Origin of the sequence: Cryobacterium sp. 10I5 (genome assembly GCF_035019865.1) — a bacterium.
Lineage (GTDB): Bacteria > Actinomycetota > Actinomycetes > Actinomycetales > Microbacteriaceae > Cryobacterium > Cryobacterium breve_A.
Genome location: NZ_JASJVI010000022.1, coordinates 16,583 through 37,397 on the forward strand (window position 1 = coordinate 16,583; position 20,815 = coordinate 37,397).

General features: G+C 65.4%; 20 protein-coding genes and 1 tRNA gene. 15 read left to right on the forward strand and 6 right to left on the reverse strand.

Going from position 1 to position 20,815, the window contains the following annotated elements; all coding sequences use genetic code 11:
* Nucleotides 1-21 precede the first annotated feature (21 nt).
* Entirely contained in the window at nt 22-447 is a 426-nt protein-coding gene (locus QN350_RS08145) for a hotdog fold thioesterase (RefSeq protein ID WP_281535048.1), read from the forward strand.
* Nucleotides 448-546: 99 nt separating this feature from the next.
* Here QN350_RS08145 and QN350_RS08150 read toward each other — a convergent pair whose 3' ends face one another.
* Nucleotides 547-1,152: an ANTAR domain-containing response regulator gene (locus QN350_RS08150; protein WP_134366651.1), complete on the reverse strand. Its 606-nt coding sequence runs from the start codon at nt 1,150-1,152 to the stop codon at nt 547-549.
* Between the two features lie 38 nt (nt 1,153-1,190).
* Between QN350_RS08150 and QN350_RS08155 the strand changes: the two genes are divergently transcribed.
* The 3 genes from QN350_RS08155 to QN350_RS08165 all read left to right on the forward strand — a co-directional run bounded on the left by QN350_RS08155 (nt 1,191) and on the right by QN350_RS08165 (nt 5,165).
* Nucleotides 1,191-1,276, forward strand: a tRNA-Leu gene (locus QN350_RS08155).
* 564 nt (nt 1,277-1,840) lie between these two features.
* A complete protein-coding gene (locus tag QN350_RS08160; protein ID WP_322139955.1) occupies nt 1,841-3,889 on the forward strand; it encodes a hypothetical protein in 2,049 nt (682 codons plus the stop codon).
* Complete coding sequence (locus tag QN350_RS08165) at nt 3,882-5,165, forward strand: hypothetical protein (RefSeq protein WP_322139956.1); 1,284 nt, start codon at nt 3,882-3,884, stop codon at nt 5,163-5,165. Before QN350_RS08160 ends, QN350_RS08165 begins: the two co-directional genes overlap by 8 nt.
* Here the strand turns inward: QN350_RS08165 and QN350_RS08170 are convergent.
* Nucleotides 5,155-6,375, reverse strand: a complete 1,221-nt coding sequence (locus QN350_RS08170; RefSeq protein ID WP_322139957.1) for a DUF2235 domain-containing protein — start codon at nt 6,373-6,375, stop codon at nt 5,155-5,157. The genes QN350_RS08165 and QN350_RS08170 overlap by 11 nt on opposite strands.
* Nucleotides 6,376-6,672: 297 nt before the next feature.
* Nucleotides 6,673-7,689 carry a LacI family DNA-binding transcriptional regulator gene (locus QN350_RS08175; RefSeq protein WP_322139958.1) on the reverse strand — a complete coding sequence of 339 codons (1,017 nt, stop codon included), beginning with the start codon at nt 7,687-7,689 and terminating at the stop codon, nt 6,673-6,675.
* A 147-nt stretch (nt 7,690-7,836) separates the two neighbouring features.
* On the opposite strand from QN350_RS08175, the gene QN350_RS08180 reads away from it, so the two are divergent.
* Both QN350_RS08180 and QN350_RS08185 read left to right on the forward strand, forming a co-directional pair.
* Nucleotides 7,837-9,168: an MFS transporter gene (locus tag QN350_RS08180; RefSeq protein ID WP_322139959.1), complete on the forward strand. Its 1,332-nt coding sequence runs from the start codon at nt 7,837-7,839 to the stop codon at nt 9,166-9,168.
* The gene (locus tag QN350_RS08185; RefSeq protein WP_322139960.1) at nt 9,161-9,823 is read left to right on the forward strand and encodes a sugar O-acetyltransferase; all 663 of its coding nucleotides are present in this window, start codon (nt 9,161-9,163) and stop codon (nt 9,821-9,823) included. The genes QN350_RS08180 and QN350_RS08185 overlap by 8 nt, the downstream gene beginning before the upstream one ends.
* Before the next feature lie 446 nt (nt 9,824-10,269).
* On the opposite strand, the gene QN350_RS08190 is transcribed toward QN350_RS08185, so the two are convergent.
* Nucleotides 10,270-10,419, reverse strand: a complete 150-nt coding sequence (locus tag QN350_RS08190; protein WP_322139961.1) for a hypothetical protein — start codon at nt 10,417-10,419, stop codon at nt 10,270-10,272.
* Nucleotides 10,420-10,597: 178 nt separating this feature from the next.
* On the opposite strand from QN350_RS08190, the gene QN350_RS08195 reads away from it, so the two are divergent.
* On the forward strand, nt 10,598-11,458 hold the full coding sequence (locus QN350_RS08195; protein ID WP_322139962.1) for an SDR family oxidoreductase: 861 nt from the start codon (nt 10,598-10,600) through the stop codon (nt 11,456-11,458).
* A gap of 46 nt (nt 11,459-11,504) precedes the next feature.
* On the opposite strand, the gene QN350_RS08200 is transcribed toward QN350_RS08195, so the two are convergent.
* Together QN350_RS08200 and QN350_RS08205 are read right to left on the reverse strand one after the other, a co-directional pair.
* Nucleotides 11,505-11,675 (reverse strand): hypothetical protein, encoded by a 171-nt coding sequence (locus QN350_RS08200; RefSeq protein WP_323516094.1) that lies wholly within the window; start codon nt 11,673-11,675, stop codon nt 11,505-11,507.
* A 36-nt stretch (nt 11,676-11,711) separates the two neighbouring features.
* Nucleotides 11,712-12,209: a CDP-alcohol phosphatidyltransferase family protein gene (locus QN350_RS08205; RefSeq protein WP_323516097.1), complete on the reverse strand. Its 498-nt coding sequence runs from the start codon at nt 12,207-12,209 to the stop codon at nt 11,712-11,714.
* A 201-nt stretch (nt 12,210-12,410) separates the two neighbouring features.
* Here QN350_RS08205 and QN350_RS08210 point away from each other — a divergent pair, with 201 nt between their 5' ends.
* From QN350_RS08210 to QN350_RS08245, 8 genes are all read left to right on the forward strand, one after another.
* Nucleotides 12,411-13,298: a zinc-binding alcohol dehydrogenase gene (locus QN350_RS08210; RefSeq protein ID WP_323507802.1), complete on the forward strand. Its 888-nt coding sequence runs from the start codon at nt 12,411-12,413 to the stop codon at nt 13,296-13,298.
* Entirely contained in the window at nt 13,295-13,693 is a 399-nt protein-coding gene (locus tag QN350_RS08215) for a 6-carboxytetrahydropterin synthase (RefSeq protein WP_322139965.1), read from the forward strand. Before QN350_RS08210 ends, QN350_RS08215 begins: the two co-directional genes overlap by 4 nt.
* A gap of 2 nt (nt 13,694-13,695) precedes the next feature.
* A complete protein-coding gene (locus QN350_RS08220) occupies nt 13,696-14,730 on the forward strand; it encodes a glycosyltransferase family 4 protein (protein ID WP_322139966.1) in 1,035 nt (344 codons plus the stop codon).
* Nucleotides 14,727-15,548 carry an SAM-dependent methyltransferase gene (locus QN350_RS08225; RefSeq protein ID WP_322139967.1) on the forward strand — a complete coding sequence of 274 codons (822 nt, stop codon included), beginning with the start codon at nt 14,727-14,729 and terminating at the stop codon, nt 15,546-15,548. Before QN350_RS08220 ends, QN350_RS08225 begins: the two co-directional genes overlap by 4 nt.
* A complete protein-coding gene (locus QN350_RS08230; protein WP_322139968.1) occupies nt 15,545-16,546 on the forward strand; it encodes a lysylphosphatidylglycerol synthase transmembrane domain-containing protein in 1,002 nt (333 codons plus the stop codon). Before QN350_RS08225 ends, QN350_RS08230 begins: the two co-directional genes overlap by 4 nt.
* A complete protein-coding gene (locus QN350_RS08235; RefSeq protein WP_281535060.1) occupies nt 16,543-17,289 on the forward strand; it encodes a RibD family protein in 747 nt (248 codons plus the stop codon). Before QN350_RS08230 ends, QN350_RS08235 begins: the two co-directional genes overlap by 4 nt.
* Nucleotides 17,286-18,908, forward strand: coding sequence for a CDP-alcohol phosphatidyltransferase (locus QN350_RS08240; RefSeq protein ID WP_322139969.1), 1,623 nt, complete (start codon nt 17,286-17,288; stop codon nt 18,906-18,908). Before QN350_RS08235 ends, QN350_RS08240 begins: the two co-directional genes overlap by 4 nt.
* Nucleotides 18,909-19,055: 147 nt before the next feature.
* The gene (locus QN350_RS08245; protein WP_322139970.1) at nt 19,056-20,756 is read left to right on the forward strand and encodes an HNH endonuclease signature motif containing protein; all 1,701 of its coding nucleotides are present in this window, start codon (nt 19,056-19,058) and stop codon (nt 20,754-20,756) included.
* The last annotated feature ends 59 nt before the right edge of the window (nt 20,757-20,815 follow it).

The window sequence follows — 20,815 nt, forward strand, 5'->3', positions numbered from 1 at the left end:
CGGGCTCTATCCAAGGTGACCATGACGCAGAAGACCGAAGACGCCCTTGCCTGGGTGCAGCAGCGCGGCGGCGGAGCCCTCGCCGACAAGATGGGCATCGAATTCCTCGAGTTCAGCCTCGAGCGGGCGGTGGCACGGATGCCGGTGTTCGGCAATACCCAGCCGGCGATGCTCCTGCACGGGGGCGCGTTCGTGGTGCTCGGTGAGAGCCTCGGTTCGATGTCGGCGAACCTGCACGCGGGGCCGGGGAAGCTCGCGGTCGGCATCGAGATCAACGCGACGCACACCCGCTCGGCGACGAGCGGCTGGGTCACCGGCGTCTGCACGCCGATCCACCTCGGGCGCACCCTGACGACGCACTCGATCGAGATCGACGACGATCAGGGCAGACGCTGCTCCACGATCCGGATCACCAACCTGATCACGGACCGCCCCGGCATGGCCTGACCTGACACGCACGCCGCGCAGATACAAGAAAAGGCGGGTCCGGTCGCCATTGACCGGGCCCGCCTTTCGTTTGTGCTGTTGTGCTACTCCGCTGTGGTGCTACTTCTTGGCGGAGAGCTGCTCGATGATCGCCTGGGCGACATCGTGCATCGTGAGGCGGCGGTCCATCGACGCCTTCTGGATCCAGCGGAACGACTCCGGCTCGGTGAGGCCCATCTTCTCGTTGAGCAGGCCCTTGGCCCGGTCGACGAGCTTGCGGGTCTCGAAGCGCTCGACCAGGTCGGCGACCTCGGCCTCGAGGGTGATGATCTGGCTGTATCGGGACAGCGCGATCTCGATCGCGGGCAGCAGGTCATTCGGAGTGAACGGCTTGACGACGTACGCGAGCGCGCCGGCCTCCGTCGCCCGTTCGACCAGTTCCTTCTGGCTGAACGCGGTGAGGAGCACAACCGGAGCGATGTGGGCCTTGGTGATGCGCTCTGCGGCGGAGATGCCGTCGAGGTGCGGCATCTTGACGTCCATGATCACCAGGTCGGGTCGCAGCTCGGTCGCCAGGGCGACAGCGGTTTCGCCGTCGCCAGCCTCGCCGACCACCTCGAATCCGGCGTCACGAAGGATTTCGACGATGTCGAGACGAATGAGGGACTCATCCTCTGCCACGACAACACGGCGAGGAGGTACTGGGGTGGAATCTTGGTCGGTCACGGGTCAAAGCCTACGGTATTCTGAACCAGGTGTTGTGAGCCGGTGTGGCGGAATGGCAGACGCGGAGCACTCAAAATGCTTTGTTCGAGAGGACGTGTGGGTTCGAGTCCCACCACCGGTACCAACACAGGTCAGTCATGACGCGGAACTAGGGCGAATCAGGCGCCGATGGCGCACACGTGAAGCAGCGATTGCGTGATCGAGCTGGTCTGCTACAGCGTCCAGGTCGTCGTCGTCGAAGAGGTCGTCGGCATCAAGTCGTCGAGTCCTGCTCGGCCTCCGATTCGCCATCCGCTTGTTCGAGCAGGTCTGGAGGCGCCGACGATCAGAAATGGCGCATCACCTACGAGAGCTGCACACTTCCCAAAGATATGTGGAGGATTCAGGAAATCGAACCTGACGAGGTGCACCAATTTGCACATCCCCCGAAGACACTAAAGTTACGCCGGACCACTTCCCCGCGCAATTGAGGGTCCGCTAACCAGATCCGGACGCCGATCCCCTGCGCGCGAAAGGAGGTCGGTTCCGACTGTGAAGTCCTGCCACGTCCACGACCTGTCTGGCAAAGCTCCTCCCGTGGTCAACCTCGTCCGGGGTTCCCAATCGGAACCGCACGGGGGATGATCGAGCCAACACCTCGAGCGCGAACACTCACCGTCTGACATTGTTGCGCAGGAAGAAGGCACCGATGGGGGTCGCCAAGCCACAAGACCAGCCGCCGGCGCGGCTGGGACCACGTAACGATCCGCCGGTGCGGCTGCCCGCCAGGCGGCCGTTGCCGGTTTACGCGTTCGATCCGATGTCAACGCGATTGAGCGGCCGATTTTTGACGGTCGATGTGCCGTTCGAGCGCGATTTGGAGCCGGGACCATCGGGCCGGCTGGTGCAGGTGGTGGACTACGACGCGGTCCGCGATGTCTGGTATCGGCCGGTCGATCTGAATGATCCGGCGATCCTGGCCCAGGGCGGGCTTCGTCCGTCCGAAAGCGACCCGCGCACCCACCAGCAGGTTGTCTACGCCGTCACGATGAGCGTGATCGAACGGTTCGAACGTTTCGGTGGGCAGCGTTTCCGTTGGCGGGGCGGTCGGGAGTTGCGGATCGTGCCGCACGCGTTTGAAGGCCGCAATGCGTTCTTTGATCCAACGCGGCGTGCGGTGCTCTTCGGCTACTACAAGGCCGACGAACGCGATCCGGGATCGAATCTGCCCGGGCAGGTGATGTTCACCTGCCTGAGCGTCGATGTTGTGGCGCACGAAGTGACGCACGCGATCGTCCATCGCATCCGCAAGTACTTCTCGGAGGCATCGAATCCGGATGTGTTCGCGTGGCACGAGGCATTCGCCGACCTGGTGGCGCTGTTTCACCACTTTCTCTTCCCGGACGTGGTGGCTGAGGCGGTCGCCAACTCGAGCACAGACCTTCGGGAAGGGTCGGCGTTGCTCGACCTCGCGCTTGAATTCGGGGTGTCGACGGGCCGCGGTGCGGCGCTGCGGTCGGCCATCGGGTCGCCGCGCACGCCGGACGCGTTCCTGGCGGCGACAGAGCCGCACGCGCGGGGGGCGTGCTTCGTGGCGGCGGTCTTCGACGCCTACCTCGACACCTATTTGAAACAGATCAACGATCTGCGCCGGCTGGCTACCGGCGGAACCGGAGTTCTCCCGCCAGGCGCCTTGCCAACCGACCTTGTGAAACGGGTGACGGTCGAGGCGATCCGGAATGCAGACCGTATCCTCGGGATGGTCGTGCGGGCTTTCCAATACCTGCCGGTGGTCGACGTGACGTTCGGAGATGTGGTCCGCGGTATCGTGACGGCCGACCGGGCACTCTACCCGGATGATGTGATGCGTTTGAGGACGAACCTCGTTGAGGCTCTGCGGCGGCGCGGGATCTATCCGCCGTCGGTGTCCTCGCTGACAGAGGAAGCATTGACCTGGCCCGGACCGGCGGATCCGGAACTCAGCCTGACCCGCGGGGCACACAGTGTCGATTTGGCGCCCCTCATTCTGGAGGCGACGCAGAACCTCGACTTGGGCGGCGAGGCGTCGACGACCATCACCGGCGCGGACGCGGACCCGGAGATCGAGGGGCCGGACACATCGGATGCACCGCCACGGGTATCCACTCGTGCGAGACCTGTGGAGCCGACGGATCCTGCGGCAAAGTCGGGAACCCTGAAACCGGCGTCGGCGGCGACAGCGAATTCCGCAACGGTCGCGGCGCTCATCGACTGGGGCAGATATCACGCGTACGAACTCGGCCTGGATCCGGACCTCCCTCTGGAATTGGTGGGCGTGCACGCGGTGTTCGTGCAAGCATCCGACCTGCAGCCTCGGCCGATCGTGGTGGCGCAGTTCGCGCAACGCCATCCGGAGCTCGAAGACCAGTCCCTGTCCGCGGGTAAACGACTGGCTATCCGAGCAGGAACGACGGTGATCGCCCGCGTCGACGGGCAAGTCGTACACGTGGTGGTGAAGCCACTTCCCTTGTCGAACCCTGACGCGTTGACGAAACCGGAGACATTCACCGGGAAACCGGATGCGGTGCGAGCGTTCGCGGAATCGTGCGCTGCGATCGGTGCGAAGCGCGCGAAAGCGTTGCAGGCGTGGAGCGACCAAGTAACGTCGGCGGATGCGCTCGCGGCCTGGACCGACCAGCCCTCGCTGCTTCGCATGACGTTCGCGGCTCTGCATGCAGCAGAGGAGGTCCCGATGCCGGAAGTCGTTCCCCATGCCTGACCAAACGACCGTTGCCGTGCGGATGTACAACGTTGGCTTTGGTGACTGCTTCCGAGTCACGATCACACGCGGGCTGCAGGTGTGGCGGATGCTCGTCGATTGCGGTGTGCACAGTCAGGGCCGCGCGACGATCAATGGTGTGACACGGGACATTTCCGATGTGGTCCACACGGTCATCGCGGACCTCACTGCGGTTGCCCCTGCCGGCTCTCCCCCGCACCTCGACGTTGTCGTCGCCACCCACCACCACCAGGACCACATCAGCGGCTTCGCAGTCGACGAGTGGACCAGCGTCGACGTCGGCCAGGTGCTGGTCCCGTTCGTGGAGGACACGAGCGATCCGGCGGCCCAGGCGCTGCGCAATTCGCTTGTGTCGACGGCGACCCAGATCCACGGTTTCATCGAGGCGAAGGCCCAGGCGAGCTCAGGGGACCTGCCGGCTCCGCTGGCATTGGCCAGCTCCCTGGCAGCGAACTCGATGGGCAACGCGAAAGCAACCGACCGGCTGCTCAGTCGCAACGGCACCCAGTTCAAGAACACGCCGCCGGTCATGTTCGTACCCAACCGGGACCCCGCGAAGAACGTGATCGCCATGCCCATCGAGGGGGTAAGTATCCACCTGCTCGGCCCGTCGCGCGATCCGAAGCAGCTGGCGTTGATGGACCCGCCGGCGTCAGCACAGTGGCTGCAACTCGACTCCGACCAGAACCCCGACGACGACGAAACACCGACCATTTTCGATCCGATCTATGTCGTGGCGGCTGAGGACGTCCAGTCGATCCCTTCGGAGCTGAGGGACGCGCGCGCATCCCTGCGCCTGACTCAGCTCGGCACCGACGACGACGCGCTGCTCGACGCAGCAGCCGTACTCGAACGTTCCGTCAACAACACGAGCGTGTACTTCGTGCTCGACGTATCCGGGACGCGGTTGCTGTTCGTGGGCGACTCGCAGGAAGGGGCCTGGGAGCACGTGCTCGACGACCCCGTGTCGAAGGCACTCGTCAGCAGTGTCGCGTTCTACAAGATCGGGCACCATGGATCGCACAACGCGACTCCGAAGCCGTTCGTTGAATCCGTGCTCGGGCACGGGGCCTATGCGATGCTGCCCTGGGGACTGGTGAAACAGTGGGAGAACACCATTCCGAAGGCAGAACTTCTCACGGCCCTGGCTCAACTCAACACGCATGTGGTTCGAGCGGATGCGCCAGTCGCCGCGCCACCCGCGGTAGAGGTGGACCCGGGACTGCTGTGGAGTCAGGTGACCTTCACGGTGTAACAGGTCGGGTCGCTACGGCCGTCGGCGCCGGGTGCTCCGCAGGCGCGAGCGCGGACTCGATCGGATTGGCGGCTTGGACGGGGATTGGCGCGAGGTCTCTCCAATTCGGGTCAGCCCACTTCACGCCCGACGGGATCCGCCTTCGATAGAGGCCCGGGGCCTCCATGCGGGGCCTGACGCTCGAATGGATGAACGCGTTCGCCGGGATCGGGCGTGTTCGGTCGATAAAGATCTTCCAAATCCAGCTATTCGAGTGCACGGTTCCGTCGGAGCTCAGCTGAGTGACGGTGCACGCTTTCGCGTACTGACCCGGTTCAACGAGCATTCCTTCCTCAAGGGCGCCCTCGACGATCCACTTGAGGGTGATGTTCGAGAGGCGCGGGTCGTCCTCGAAGGTACCCCCGACATCCGTGTGCACGCCCGCGAACCAGACCTCCTCAAGCTGGGACTGAGGCGACGGCGTGACGAGGTATTCGCGGAAGGGTCGGCGCTTCTCATCGATCGACACGGCATGACGCACGCGCACATCGTTGTCCAGCTTGCGCGTATAGGGCCATTTGATATCCCACTTGAGGAACCCCGCCGCCTTCACCGTGTCGAATGCGCCGAGGTACGCGACGGGCACGGTACTCCGGCCGTTGACTTTGCGGGCGAAGTTCTCGGAGAACTCGTCGATTCCGGCCCAGAATGCCCTCGACGCGACGGTCTGCGGGGTGCGAGGCGCGCCACGGGCGGGGGTCTTCCCGCTCGGGGTGGTGTCGCCGTCCTGTCCCTTGGGGCGGTCATCCTTGCTGCGCTTGGTGAACTCGGAAACCGCATAGGGCACGAGGTTCTCAGAGCCGGCATGAAGAAGGCCGATCGTGCGCAGCATGCCTGATAGAGCGCGGGCGGTGTAGGCGCCGCGGCTGAATCCGAACACGAAGATGCGGTCACCCGGAGCCCACTCCTGCATCAGCCAGGTGTATGCCTCGCCCAGGTTCTGGCGAAGCCCATTCCCGAACGCAAGCCCGCCGACACGCGAAAGCCAACGCGCGAGCGGACCCCACGAGGCGGACGACGAGAATGTGCCCACCCCCGGGTCGTAGTAGGCGATCTGTTTCGTCGGGTCGGTGAGGTCGAGCATCCCGAACACCTTGATGACGTTCGAGTCACCCCGTGCTCGCGGTTGGGCGCCCGTGCCGTCAAGACAGATGACCAGGTTCCTGCCCATGAGACAACCTCTACTTGCTCGCGACGCGAACCGGATGGCTACCACGATAACCGTAGTTCGAAGGCGCACGCGATGAAGATTCCGCGCGTCGCCTCCAACGCCGGCTATGGCCGGTCATAGCGAAGATGCGACTATCGATTTCATCCGTCCAGGAGAGATATCCCAGCTGTCTGGATTGTGGTGCTCTGTGGCGTCTTCAAGCGGGCGACGTAGCACCGTCTGAGTGTGGTGCTGGCCGGCGTCGCGAATGGAGTTGATCCCAACGAGATCTTCGCCGGCCGCCGCTATGTCCGCCTGTTAGGCGGACTCGCGTACCACGAGCGTCAGCCCGGAACTGCGACTCTCTCGCGTTCCGCCTGGGGCGCGCCCGGACAGAATATTGTCGACCAGTTCAACGGCGTGCTGCGCTAGCTCAGCCTTGTCGATCGAAAGACTCGTCAGTTCGGGAGTGACGAGGGCACCAATGGCTAGACCGTCCGTTCCGACCACGGCTATGTCATCGGGCACAGAAACGCCGGATCGTGCGAATTCTTTCAGGGCGCCAATAGCCATAACGTCGTTATAGACGAGCACGGCATCCGCATCGGGATATCCGCGGATGAGTTCGGTAGCCGCTCGTACGCCACCTTGGTGGGTCTCGTCGTCGCGAAACTCAGATCCTTCGGTCCAGGACAGGTCGTGTTCGTGGAGGTACTCACGATACGAATGCCGCCGCGAAGACGCGATATGACTGGAGTCGATCATCGCAATGCGGTGTCTTCCGTTGGCCGTTAAGTGGTCCAGTGCCGCGCGAACCCCGGCCTGATAGTCGATCTCGACGAACGCATCGACCCTATCCGCCGCAGAGCCGTCAAGCATGATGATGGGGATACCCAGGGCACGACCACGGACAGCGTCATCGGGAAGCAACCCAACGGTATTTGTGCGGCACCCGGTGAGCACGAGCGCGTCAACACGATGCGTCAAAGACTCAAGCCGAGCACGAGCCTTTTGCTCGTCATCACCGAGATCGGACAAGATGACACTCCAGCCGTGCTCCGAAGCGATCCGACTGAGCGCCGATGCGAGTTCAGGATAAAACGGGTTGCGCAGGTCATCAACGACAAAGCCGATGGTGACATCGCGGCCACGTACCAAGCCTTGTGCCGCACGATTAGGCCGATAGTTCAGCTGGCGCGCGACGCCGATTACGCGTTCCCGAGTGGCGGCGCTGATATCGGGAAGGCCGTTGAGGGCTCGCGTCACCGTCTGCCGAGAGACGCCGGCAACACGTGCCACGTCCAGGATCGTGATCTGTGAACCGCTGTTTGCCATGACCACAGACTACTGGTAGCGTCGCCGTGAACGTTCACGTGAACGTTCACGGCGTCTGGAAAGAAAGGATTCTCTCCCATCGTTTCTCCGACGAATGAATCGCAGCATCCACCTCGGGAGGCCGTCCGCGCTCGCGTTGGTGTGGCGATGTTGTTCTTTACGAACGGCGCAATCTTCGCCAACCTTCTGCCGCGGTACCCAGAGATCAAGGCGCATCTTGACCTGACTAATGGCGCGTTTGGGTTTGCAGTGTCGGCGTTTGCTCTTGGAGCGCTTCTCGCCGGGTTGACGGCCGGATCGTTTGTGCGGAGGTTCGGCTCGGCGAGAGTGGCGATTCTTGCAACTGTGTTGTCGGCGGCTGGAATCGTGCTTGCCGGGGTGGCACCGGTCGGCGCAATTCTTGCTGCGGGACTCTTCCTCGCTGGCGCTATGGATTCGATCACCGACGTAGCCCAGAACTCTCACGGGCTGCGCGTTCAGAGGCTGTACAACCGCTCGATTCTGAACTCTTTCCACGCGGTCTGGAGTGTGGGTGCAGTTCTCGGAGGAATTCTCGGCGCAGTCGCCGCACAATTCGCGGTGCCCGTTGTGACGCACTTGACCGTTTCGGCTGTGTTCTTCAGTCTCATGGCAGCCTTCGCTTACCGTTTCCTGCTCCCCGGCGCCGAGCCAATCACTGCCGGTTCTCCTGCGACCGTGACAGGGGGCACCGGTACCACCAACTTGATGCGGCCTCCGAGATTGTTGAGCCGCTACGGAATTCTCGTCGCTCTTGTGGTCATCGCAGCATCGGGCGCCATCGTCGAAGACGCAGGAAGTTCTTGGGCAGCAATCTACTTGTCAGGCTCGCTAGGAGCATCGGCTTTCATCGCCGGGGCCGGATTCATCGCTCTGCAGGGAATGCAGTTCGTCGGTCGGATTGTCGGCGATCGACTTGTAGACCGCTTCGGGCAGCGCCTAGTCGCACGCACGGGCGGCACCATCGCCTTCGTCGGAATGGGCCTCGCCCTGGCCTTTCCCACCGTTCTCGGCACCGTGATCGGATTCGGTCTCGCCGGTCTCGGCGTCGCCACGCTTATCCCGGCGGCGATGCACGCCGCAAACGAGCTGCCGGGATTCCGCCCTGGCACGGGACTCACCATTGTGAGCTGGCTGCTACGCGTCGGCTTTCTCCTGTCACCTCCCATTATCGGCGCGATAGCCGACGCATCCACCGTTCGTTTCGGCCTGCTGATCGTGCCCGCCGCGGGCGTCCTCGTGTTTGCCTTCGCTTTCGCGCTGTCCTCCAAACCGTCGCCGAGCACTCAGTACGAGAGCATTCACAACGAGGCGCCCAGTCATATGTTCTCGACATGCGCCGAATGTGAGGCCGCCGCAGACGCCTACTTCCTCTCGGATACTCCCGAGTGGATGGCCATCGAGCATCGAGCTACGTTTACCACCCGACTCCCAGACTCAAAGGATCCAAGAAATGAATGACCACACCACAATCGGCACTGACGACGAGAACGTGGACCCTCGCGAACGCGACGTGCGCGACCGGATGAACCAGCACCACCTCTACACTGACTCCGGAGCCGGCCTCGAAAAGCTCACGGAGGAGCGCCTTCGCGGCAAGGATCTCGCCGACGATTTCAACGCAACCCGAGCACGCGACGATGAAGGTCGTCAGCGTATCCTGCGTGAACTATTGGGAAGTATGGGAGAAAACGTTTGGGTTGAGCCGCCCCTACGGGTGGCCTACGGAAACCACGTGCACCTCGGCGATTCCGTCTATGTCAACTTCAACCTCACCCTGGTTGACGACGTGGAAATCCATATCGGCGACCGCGTCATGTTCGCACCCAACGTACTCATCACCACGACCGGACATCCTGTGCACCCTGATCTCCGCCGCGACGGATCGCAATTCTCGGCGCCTGTGCACATCGATGACGACGTCTGGATCGGAGCGGGTGCCATCATTTTGCCCGGCGTTTCCATCGGTGCCGGCTCGATAGTCGGGGCGGGGAGTGTGGTCACCGCCAACGTCCCCGCGGGAGTGGTCGTCGCCGGGTCGCCGGCGCGCATCATTCGGTTTATCCAAGACGCTGATCTGCAGTATCAGTACCGCCCACCGCGCGGTCTACTCTGACCCAACCCGTCGCCGTGGCCCTCAGCGCGCTCACCCACCGGCGCAGCACGGGAATCGGGCGCTCAGCACGGCCCTCCCTCGCGCGCACGGCCCATTTTCTCGTCCCGCACCGAGAAGAAAGGGACCACACCCCTTTTCCACCACTGACGAATGACGATTTTGATCCGCAACACGAAATGACAAGCTGGGGACCGGCACTAGGGCTCAGCCAACCGACCGTAATCGAGGGCGTCGAACTACGCGCCGGACCAGCGCGCGATCTTGGGCTGGACGAACCACACTGTTCCCACAGCTTGTAGCCCTGCAAGAAGACGGCGTCAGCCCCGGATCCCGGCGGTCACCGCTGGAGCGCTTTCTCTACCGCCGCGGGTCGCTTGGACCGCCGCGGGTGCGCTTGTGAGCCTCTTCGATGATGCGCACATTGCGGAGGTCCACCGTTTCTGTCATCAACAGATGCACGACGTAATGAACGGTCGACCGATTTCCTCGTCCCTCAGGTGTGCTTCGGGGACGTCGACGCGAAAGCCCTGCGCCTGTAGCCCACCGCCGTTGGAGAATGCAATCTCTGCGTCGAAGACCGCTCGATACTGAGTCATCGCAGCACTCCTTCTCTCGGCGTTTCCCGTTCACTGAAGATAGCGGCAGAGCATCCACTTCTCCAGCGCACGAGACGCCGCAGGACGGCAGCGTGTCGCCTGCAGTTCCGAAATGTGGGCACACGCTGTAGATTGCTCTCTGCACTGCTCCTCCCGATCCGACCTGGAGGTTCATCTCATGATTCTGGTGACCGGTGCCACAGGCAACATCGGCTCTCATCTGGTTGCAACTTTGCTCGACCAGGACGCCCCTGTCCGAGTCCTGGTACGCGACGCAAACAAGGCCCGGGCCGCATTCGGGGACAGCGTCGACATCGTGTCCGGTGACCTGAGGGACGCCTCCTCAGTGAGCGCCGCGCTCACGGGCGCCGAGAGGGTCTTCCTGAACTCGCCGTCACCCGAAGGGTTCTTCGACCTGCAGCGGCCGCTCATCGACGCCGCTGAGGCTGCCGGCGTCGAACAGCTCGTGCGGCTGTCGGTGCTCGGAGCCGCGCCCGACGCCACGACGAGCTTCGGGCGCGGGCACTTCTCGCTGGACGAGCACCTCAAGGCATCGGCCCTGAGCTGGACGATCCTGCAGCCGAACGGTTTCATGCAGAATCTGCTCAGTAGCGCCGAGACGATCAAGGCAGGGGCCATCTATGCCTCGGCCGGAGACGGGCATGTCTCGATGATCGACGCACGCGACATTGCCGAGGTCGCCGCAGCCGTCCTCACCACGGGCGGGCACACCGGAGAGTCGCTCGTGCTGACCGGAAGCGAGGCCTTCACGTATGGCGACGCCGCAGCCGCCTTCGCCGCGGAGCTCGGCCACGACGTCCACTACGTCGACACGCCACCGGAGGTCACCCGCAAGAACCTGCTGGGATTCGGACTGCCAGCCGGGCAGGTCGAGGACATCCTCGCGCTGTTTGAAATCTTCCGGGCTGGCTACGCCTCCACCGTCACGCCCACCGTCGCGAACGTGCTCGGTCGGGCACCACGCTCCCTGACGACGTTCGTCCATGACTACCGGGGTGCCTTCACGGATCACGCCTGAAGCTCCGTCGCTCGCCATTCCTGATCGGGGTCAGGATGTCGTCGGCCTAGGCGCGCTCTGCCAACCGTTCATCGCCACTCTCTGACCGTCGTGCGGCGAGCCAGACCACGTCGCGCCCGAAGGATTCGACCAGCAGGACGAGCGCCAGCGCGACGAGCAGGGCATCAACACCGGGGAGAAGCCGTGTCGCGGCCATCGCCAGGGCGATGCCCTGCACGGCCGTGACGACCTTCCGCCAATAACGATATGGCAGCTACCGGCAGAGCCAGGGGAAGATCCACCCGGCAACGACGAAGAGGTACCGCATGGTGCCGATCCAGAGGACCCAGGTACCCAGGTCCTTCGCCACGTAAACGCTCAGCACGAGCAACAGGAACGCGTCGACTTCCATGTCGAACCGCGCGCCGAGCTCGCTCGCGGAATTCGTACGCCGCGCGACCCAGCCGTCGACGGCGTCCAGAACGAGGGCAGGCACGACCAGGGCCACCATCAGTGCGACGGGTATCGGCGCGAGGAACGACACGACGACGATCCCGCTGATGACCCCGACGAGCGTCGACCGCGCCGCAGTGACCATGTTCGCGGGCCCGAAACGAGTCGCGTGTCTCCGCTGGAGCCCGCGCAGAAGCAGCGCATTCGAAATCATCAGGTAGCCGAGGGCCACTAGCCAGCCGGCGGCGGGCACCCACGACCGGCCCCAGGACCCAGCGGCCAGGCCGAGGCACGTCGCGGCGGCGGTCCCGGCGATCACCGACGAAATCGGAGCGAATTGAACTCTATGCATCCCTGTCTCGTTTCTGTGTTAACCCATCTTTTAAGACGGCGCTCCGGCATCAATCGTTCACGAACGGGAGGGACTGTGCTCGAGACTTACGCTTTCTGGGTGGAATCGCCCCACGTCGGGGTTCTCCGGCGGGAACCCTTGCCGCAACCCGGCGAGGGAGAGGTGCTCGTGAGGACGCTCTATACCGGAGTCAGCCGAGGCACCGAGGCTTCGGTCTTCAGCGGACAGGTCCCGGTCAGTGAGTTCGACCGGATGCGTGCCCCCCACCAGGACGGCGACTTTCCGGGGCCGGTCAAATACGGTTACCTGAATGTCGGCGTCGTGGACCGGGGACCAGAATCCCTCAGAGGCCGGATCGTGTTCACCCTTTTCCCCCACCAGTCAGCATTCGTCGTCCCTGCCGATGCGGTCGTGCCGGTTCCCGCCGGGATCCCGGCACGCCGCGCCGTGCTCGCGGGCGCGGTCGAAACGGCCGTCAATGTGCTCTGGGATGCCCGTCCTCTCGTCGGCGACCGCGTGTCCGTCATCGGCGCGGGCATGATCGGATGCTGTGTCGCACGACTGCTCCGCAGCATCCCCGGAGTCGAAGTCGTTTTGATCGACGTCAACCCGGCGCGCCAGGCGGTTGCCGATCGACTGGGCGTTGGCTTCGTCGACGCCGCGCGGCCGCCCGGTGACCGGGACATCGTCATCAACACGAGCGGCTCGGCCGCCGGCTTGCAGCTCTCCCTCGAAACAGTGGCCACCGACGGTGAGGTCGTGGAGGCGAGCTGGTACGGCGATCGACCGGTCACGCTCATGCTGGGTGCCGATTTCCACTCGCGACGACTGACGATCCGGTCGAGCCAGGTCGGAGCGGTCGCAGCGAGTCGCCGGGGAAACCGGTCGACGCGCGAACGCCTTGAGCTGGCCCTGCGGCTCCTGCACGACCCGGCCTTCGATGCCGTGCTGACCGGTGAATCCTCGTGGCGCGACCTTCCCGAGGTGATGGCGAGCCTCGCCCGGGGGGCTCCGGATGTTCTGTGTCACACCATCATGTGGGGAGAACCAGAATGACGTACACGGTTACGGTCCGGGATCATCTGATGATCGCCCACAGTCTCACGGGCGACGCCTTCGGTGCTGCCCAGCGACTCCACGGAGCCACATTCATCGTCGACGCAACCGTCGCTGCGGGCGGCCTCGACGCCAACGGCGTCGTGGTGGACATCGGCAGACTCGCGAGTGCGCTCGCGGAGATCACGGGGTCGCTCACGTACCGCAACCTCGATGAAGAGCCGCGGTTCCGGGGCCGGAACACAACCACGGAAGTGCTCTGCACAGCGATCGCGGATCGGCTGGCCGAAGAGGTGCAGGCAGGGTCGCTCGGCCCCGTTCAGAAGCTGGACTCCATCACGGTCACGCTCCATGAGTCACACATCGCGTGGGCAAGCTACACGAGGACGCCATGAGCATGTCCGCCGAAAGTCGGGTCTCCTTCTTCGTGCCCGCAGCGATCGACGACCCCGCCAGGGTCAGCGGTGGCAACGTCTACGACCAGCACGTTCGCGATGGGCTCCGACGCCGCGGCTGGGAGGTGCACATGGTTCCGATCCCGCCGGATGACGGCACGCTCACGGCCCAGACCCTGTCGAGGCTGCCGGACGGTGCGCTCGCCCTGGTCGACGGCCTGGTCGCCGCCCGCGAATCGGTGGCATTGGGCCTCCAGGCCACCCGGCTCCGCTTGGTAGTCCTCGCGCACATGGTCACTGCCGAAAGCCGCGAACGAGACGCATTCCGGGCTGCGAAACGCATCATCGCCACGAGCGGATGGACCCGGTCCGAGATCATCACGCGTCACGACTCAGAGCCCGGCGACGTCGTCGTCGCCTACCCGGGGACGGATCCCGCCACCACGGCGAACGCTACACCAGCAGGCGACCGGCTGCTGTGCGTCGGCGTGGTCGCCCCGCACAAAGGCCAGGATCTGCTGCTGGACGCATTGGCGCACCTCACCGACGTTTCCGGGTGGACGTGCACCTTCGTCGGATCACTCGACGGTGCCCCCGCTTTTGTCGACGAGCTGACGCGCGCCCGCCGCCGGACTCGCCTCACCGGCAGGGCACGGTTCACGGGTGCGCTGGCCGGACCACAGTTGGACAACGCATACGCCGGGACCGACCTTGTCGTCGTGCCATCCCGGTACGAGAGCTTCGGGATGGTCGTCACAGAGGCCCTGGCCCGCGGCATCCCCGTCCTGGCCTCCCGTGTCGGTGGGATACCGGAAGCGCTCTCGAACGAATCGGCGGGGATCCTCGTCGCGCCGGAGGACCCGCGGGCGCTCGAAGTCGCGCTGCGCCACTGGCTCGCGAGTGGGGTACTGAGGTCGCAGCTCAAGGGAGCCGCCGTGGCGGCCAGCAGACGGGCCAGGCCCTGGAGCGCGACGGTCGCCACTATTGCGTCGACGCTCACCGAGGTGGCACTCAGCGAAACGGCGGTTTGCCCATGACGAGTATTCCCCTCGTCAGTCAGGAATGGCTGGCGCTGCGTGAGCCGGAGGACGCCGTTGCGCGCTCACACGACCTTGCGCTCGCCGCCGCGACGAAGGTCCCTGAGGGACCCGTCATCGTTCACGATCTCGGCAGCGGGACCGGTTCGATGATGCGCTGGCTCGCTCCCCTGCTTCCCGGACCCCAGACGTGGATCCTGCACGACTGGAATCCGGACCTGATCGAATCGGCCATCAATCGGATCCGTCCGCAGGACAGGAACTCGGCATTGATCTCCGTTGTGGCCCGACCGGGAAATCTCGCCGACCTGCGGGCATCCGACCTGGCGGGAGCGTCCCTGGTGACCGCATCCGCTCTGCTCGATGTGCTGACCTCCCACGAGACCCACACCATCGTGGACGCCTGCGTCGGAGCCCGCTGCCCCGCTCTTCTGACTCTCAGCGTGACGGGCCGGGTGCGCCTGCGCCCCCGGGACGACCTCGACGCAGCGTTCGAGGATGCCTTCAACGCACATCAGCTCCGACTGGCAGACAATCGGAGGCAGCTCGGTCCGTACGGCGCGGCGATTGCGCGCGGTCTGTTCACACAGGCCGGCTGGGATGTGCGCCAGACCGTCACGGAATGGCTGCTCGACCACACCAGGCACCGCCTGCTCGTCGACTGGTTCAGCGGATGGGTGGACGCCGCCGTCGAGCAGGATCCTCGGCTGAGCGCTGAGGCCGGGCGCTACCGGCGACTTCGGATGTCCCAGATCGGACGCGGGGAGCTGGCAGCGCGCATCCGCCACGTCGACCTGCTGGCCTGGCCGCGCGGATGACCCTCCGCGTCCGAACCCGGATTCGCCAGGCGTTACGGTCGGCGGGTTTCCGCCGTGCCCTCCGTCCGGTCCTCGGCGCCGCCGTCCTCGTCGGCGTCATCGGCCAGGTGGGCACGGGCCCGTTCCTGCGGGGAATCCTCAGCCTGGACGGACCGACGATCGGTGCGGCCCTGCTCCTTGCTGCCGTGGCGACGGTGGCTGCCTCGTGGCGGTGGCAGCTCATCGCGACGCGCCTGGGAGTTCCGCTCCGCTTATCGACCGCCGTCGGAATGTACTACCAGTCCCAGTTCCTGAACACGATCCTTCCCGGCGGAATCGTCGGGGACATCCGCCGAGCAGTCGACAGCGGCCCGAGCGGTACAAGCGTCAGGCCCGCCGCGCGCGCGGTCGCAGTAGAACGCGTGTCGGGGCAGGTGGTGCAGCTCGCCCTGGCGCTGGTCGTGCTGGCGTGCTTCGGAACCGAGTTCGAGGGCTACCTGCTGCCGGCGCTCGGGATCGGATTCGGCATTGTCGTCGCCGGGCTTGCCGCTGCGATAGCGCTGAGCGCCCGCGCCCGTGCGGTGCTGCTCAGCGAGGCGCACGAACTCCGGGCCGGCCTCGGATCGCTGCGCACCTCCCTTCAGGTCGCGCTCGCGTCGGTCATCGTCGTCGGCTGCCATGTCGCGACACTCACGCTCGCAACGCTGGCCGTTGGCGAGAGGATGTCCGGGGTGCGGATGATCACTCTCGCTCTCGTGATCCTGCTCGGCGCCTCGATCCCGCTGAACATCGGCGGCTGGGGACCTCGCGAGGGCATCGCCGGCTGGGCATTCGCACTCGCGGGTGTGGGCGCGCCGGCGGGGGTGGCGGCATCCACCCTGTTCGGTGTGCTCACGATCCTCTCGATCGCGCCGGGCGCGCTCGTCGCCGCCGCTGTCGCCGCTCGTCTGCGACGACCGGAGTCCATTCTGGTTCCGCACGCTCTCGACCACGCTCTCGACCACGAGGAGACACCGTGACACTCACGCCATACGTCACCCTGAGCAGCGCCATCTCGCTCGATGGGTATCTCGACACAGCGCGTCCACCGCGGCTCACCCTGTCGAATGCGGCCGACCTCGATCGCGTTGACGCCGTGCGGGCACGCCACGACGCCATCCTGGTCGGTGCACGAACCGTGCGAGCCGACAACCCGCGATTGCTGGTGAGGAGCGCCGCACGGCAGAACCGTCGAGAGGCAGCCGGCCTGCCGCGCTCACCGTGGAAGGTCACGGTGACGGCGACGGGCGATCTCGATCCGAACGCGGCATTCTTCACCTCGGGCGACACCACTCGGCTCGTGTACTGCCCCGCACCGCTGGCCGGTGGCCTCCGGCGACGGCTAGAACCCGCCGCCGTTGTCGTCGGACTGGACGGTGGCGTGAGAATGTCCGACCTCCTGGCCGACCTGGGCCGGCGCGGGATCGGCAGGCTCATGGTCGAGGGAGGAGCGATAGTCCACACGCAGTTTCTGGCCGCGAATCTTGTCGACGAGCTCCAGTTGTGCGTGGCGCCGTTCTTCGTCGGCTCGGCCGGGGGTGCCCGCTTCGTCGGCGACGCCGTGTTTCCCTGGACCAGTGAGCGGCGGGCTCACCTCGCAGAAGCCAGGCCGATCGGCGACATGGTCCTGATGCGCTACGCGCTCTCAGATCGGTTCACCGAGCACGACGCGGACGCCCACCCGGCTGTGGTCACGACGCCGGTCATGGTGGGAATGCGGTGAGCGCCAACCGTCCGCCGACGGTTCGACGACGGGTGGGCCTGGTCGCGGCCCTCGTCCTGGCCTTGGTCGCCGTCCTCGCTCCTGGATGGATCAGCACGGGGTCGGTGCTGGCCCTGGTTCGCGTTCCCCTGGAAGCGGTCGTCGTCGTCGTAATCCTGGCGGGGCTGCGGCGTCCGTTCGCTCGCCGGAGCGTCTCGATCCTCGCCGCCATGGTCTTCGTCGCAACCATCGCCCTCGCGGCTCTCGATCGTGGGTTCAGATCGACGGTCGGTCAGCCATTCAATGTCGTGACCGGCTGGCCGGCGGTGCGGGATGCCTACGGTGTCCTCCGGGATTCTGCCGGCCCGGTCGCATCGGTCGCGCTACTCGTCCTGATCCCGCTCGCCTTCCTGGCTGTCTCTCTATTACTCGCTAGCGCATTCCTTCGGATCTCGGACGCCATGCGTCGGCACCGCCGCCCGGCAGCGATCGGTGGTGTCGTGATCTCAGCGAGTTGGATCGTGCTCGGACTCAGCGGCGCCCAGGTCGTGCCCGGCGAATCCGTCGCCGCTGCGGACACGATCCACACGGTCGTCGAGAAAGCCGAGCAGGTCAGGATCGCGGATGCCGACCAGGCCAGCTTCGCGCGCGCGAGCGCAACCGACGAATACGCCCGACTGCCGTCATCCACTCTCCTCACCGGACTGAAGGGAAAGGACGTCATCGTCGCGTTCATCGAAAGTTATGGCCAGGTCGCCGTTCAGGACACGTTCTTCTCCGTCGGCGTCGACGACGTCTTGCGCAGGGGAAACGCAGCGCTCGCAGCCAGGGGTTACCAGGAACGCAGCGCCTTTCTCACCTCGCCGACGTTTGGCGGAATCAGCTGGCTCGCCCACTCCACCCTGCAGACCGGGCTCTGGATCGATTCACAACAGAAATACGATCAGGTCACCGCCGGAAACCGGCTCACCCTCAGCAGGGCATTCTCCGAGGCGGGCTGGGACACCATCAGTGACGTGCCCTCCGACACCGGGCCGTGGCCGATCGGCCGATCGTTCTATCATTTCGGCACAGAACTCACCTCCCAGAACGTCGGATATCAGGGTCCTCCGTTCAGCTATGCCCTGATACCCGACCAGTACACCTGGGCATACTTTCAGAAGCACGAGCTGGCAGGACCGCACCGTCCGCTGATGGCGGAGAACGACCTGGTGTCCTCGCACACCCCGTGGACTCCCCTGCACCACGAGGTGCCGTGGACCGCGGTCAGGGACGGCTCGATCTACGACCCCCAGCCGGACCAGGGGCTGTCTCCGAGCGAGGTCTGGCAGAACCCGCATCTGGTGCAGCAGCTCTACGGACAATCGGTTGAATACACGCTCAGCACGCTCATCTCGTTCCTCACCACCTACGGCAACCCGAACCTCGTCCTCGTCGTACTCGGCGACCACCAACCGGCGACTGTTGTCAGTGGCGAAGGCGCGAACCACACTGTGCCGATCAGCATCATCTCCCAGGACCCCGGTGTCATGAGTCGGATCGCTCCCTGGCACTGGCAACCGGGAATGCTGCCGGATCGCACGGCACCCGAATGGCGGATGGACGAGTTCCGTGACCGTTTTTTCGAAGCATTTGAGTGACGACTTGTCCTCAACAGTTTGCTGGTCAGACGGAGTTTTGACAGACCTGAGCGATACTCAGAGAGTGTCGGTGGTCGGTCGTAACGTGGGGGCATCACCAACCTCCCGGAGTCGCCCGCTTCACCCGATCAGCCGTATCGCGATCGGGTGTTCGGCGAGTCGGGGCACGGCGATCCGGTGCGGAAGAGCCCGGGGCAGGGCGGCGGTGTACTCGCCGGGTTACGGTCGCTGGCGGATGTCATCGCCGGGCTCGGTGGCTCGTCGACGATTGTCGACGCGCTCACCGACGAGGCCGTGCTGGAAGGACAGGTACTCATCGCTGGCGCCCGGCGGGCACTCGACACCCAGGCGGCGTGGTTCGCGGCGACCCTCGCCCGCCGGTCCCGGCCCGAACTCGGCGGGAAGGGCCTCGCCGCCCGGAAGGGCTACCGTTCCCCGGAAGACCTGCTCCAGGACGTTTCCGGGTCGAGCAAGGGCGACGCGGCCAAGCTGCTCGCGGTCGGCCGTTTGCTAGCCGAAGCCGACGCCGCCGAGAAAGCCGCCCGGGAGGCCGCCGAGGCCGAGAAGCTGCTCGACGAAACTCCGCCCCTCGACGTGGCCGCTCCCGACCTGCCACCGATCGAGCATCCGGTGCCGCCGGCCGTAGTGCCGCCGTGGCACACGCCGATCGGCCGGGCCCTCGCCCAGGGCTGGCTCAGCGTCGAGAAAGCGGAGTCGCTCCGCAAAGGCCTCGGCGACCTGGACCGGGCGATCACACCGGAGAAACTCGCCACCGCCCTCACCCGGCTCCTCACCGAGGCACGCACCCTGAACGCCGACCAGTTGTTCAAACGGGCCAGAAGGGTGCGGGACGTACTCGATGAGGCCGGCATCGCCGCCCGCGAGAAAGCCGCCTACGACGACCGGTCCCTGCGGTTCTACCGGCTCCACACGGGGCAGGTGCGCATGGTGGGCCTGTTCGCCCCGGAAGACGGCGAATACCTGATGCAGACCTACGACGCCATCACCAGCCCAAGGCGTGGCGGGGTGCGGTTTGTCGACAAGGAACAAGCCGCGTGGGCGAAACGGGTGCAGGACGACCCGCGCACCACCGAGCAACTCACCGCGGACGCGTTCCTCGCCCTGACCAAACTCGGCGTGAAAGCCGACCCGAAGCGCATCGCCGGCGGCCGCAGTCCCGCCGTCCGCATGGTCACCATCCGCCCCCGGAACACCGCACCGAGTGGCACGGCCCCGAGCGGCACCGCACCGACCGAAGCCTTATCGACCGGTATGGCACCCACAGGGACTGCGCCCACCGGGTCCGCGACGATCGCGACCGAACCCGGAAAGCAGGCTCCCATCGCAGGCGAACCAACCGACGATGCCGGGGCGAACCCCGAAACCGAGACGCCAACACTCCAGCCGGGCGTCATCGAGGGCACCGCAGTCACGGTCTCCACCGAAACCCTGGAACGCAACCTCTGCGACAGCGGGATCCTCGACGTGACCTTCGACGACCACGGCAGCGGCATCGACCTCGGCCGCGAACAACGCACCTTCAGCCCCGCCCAACGGGCCGCCCTCGCCATCCGCGACGGCGGCTGCATGTGGCCCGGCTGCGACCGACCACCCTCCTGGACCGAAACCCACCACATCCGCCACTGGAAAGACGACACCGGCGAAACCAACCTCGACGACGGGATCCTGCTCTGCCGGGCCGACCACCTCAGACTCCACAACGAACACTGGCGCATCACCCGCGACGACAGGGGCCGATACTGGCTCACCCCACCACCCGGACTCGACCCCCGACAGAGACCCCTCCTCCTCACCAGCACGAGCCCGATCCTCCGGGACGGCGACTGACGAGGAAGATCGGCGGTGTAGCGGGGACGGCGGCAGCGCCAGCGCCAGCGGCAGCGGCT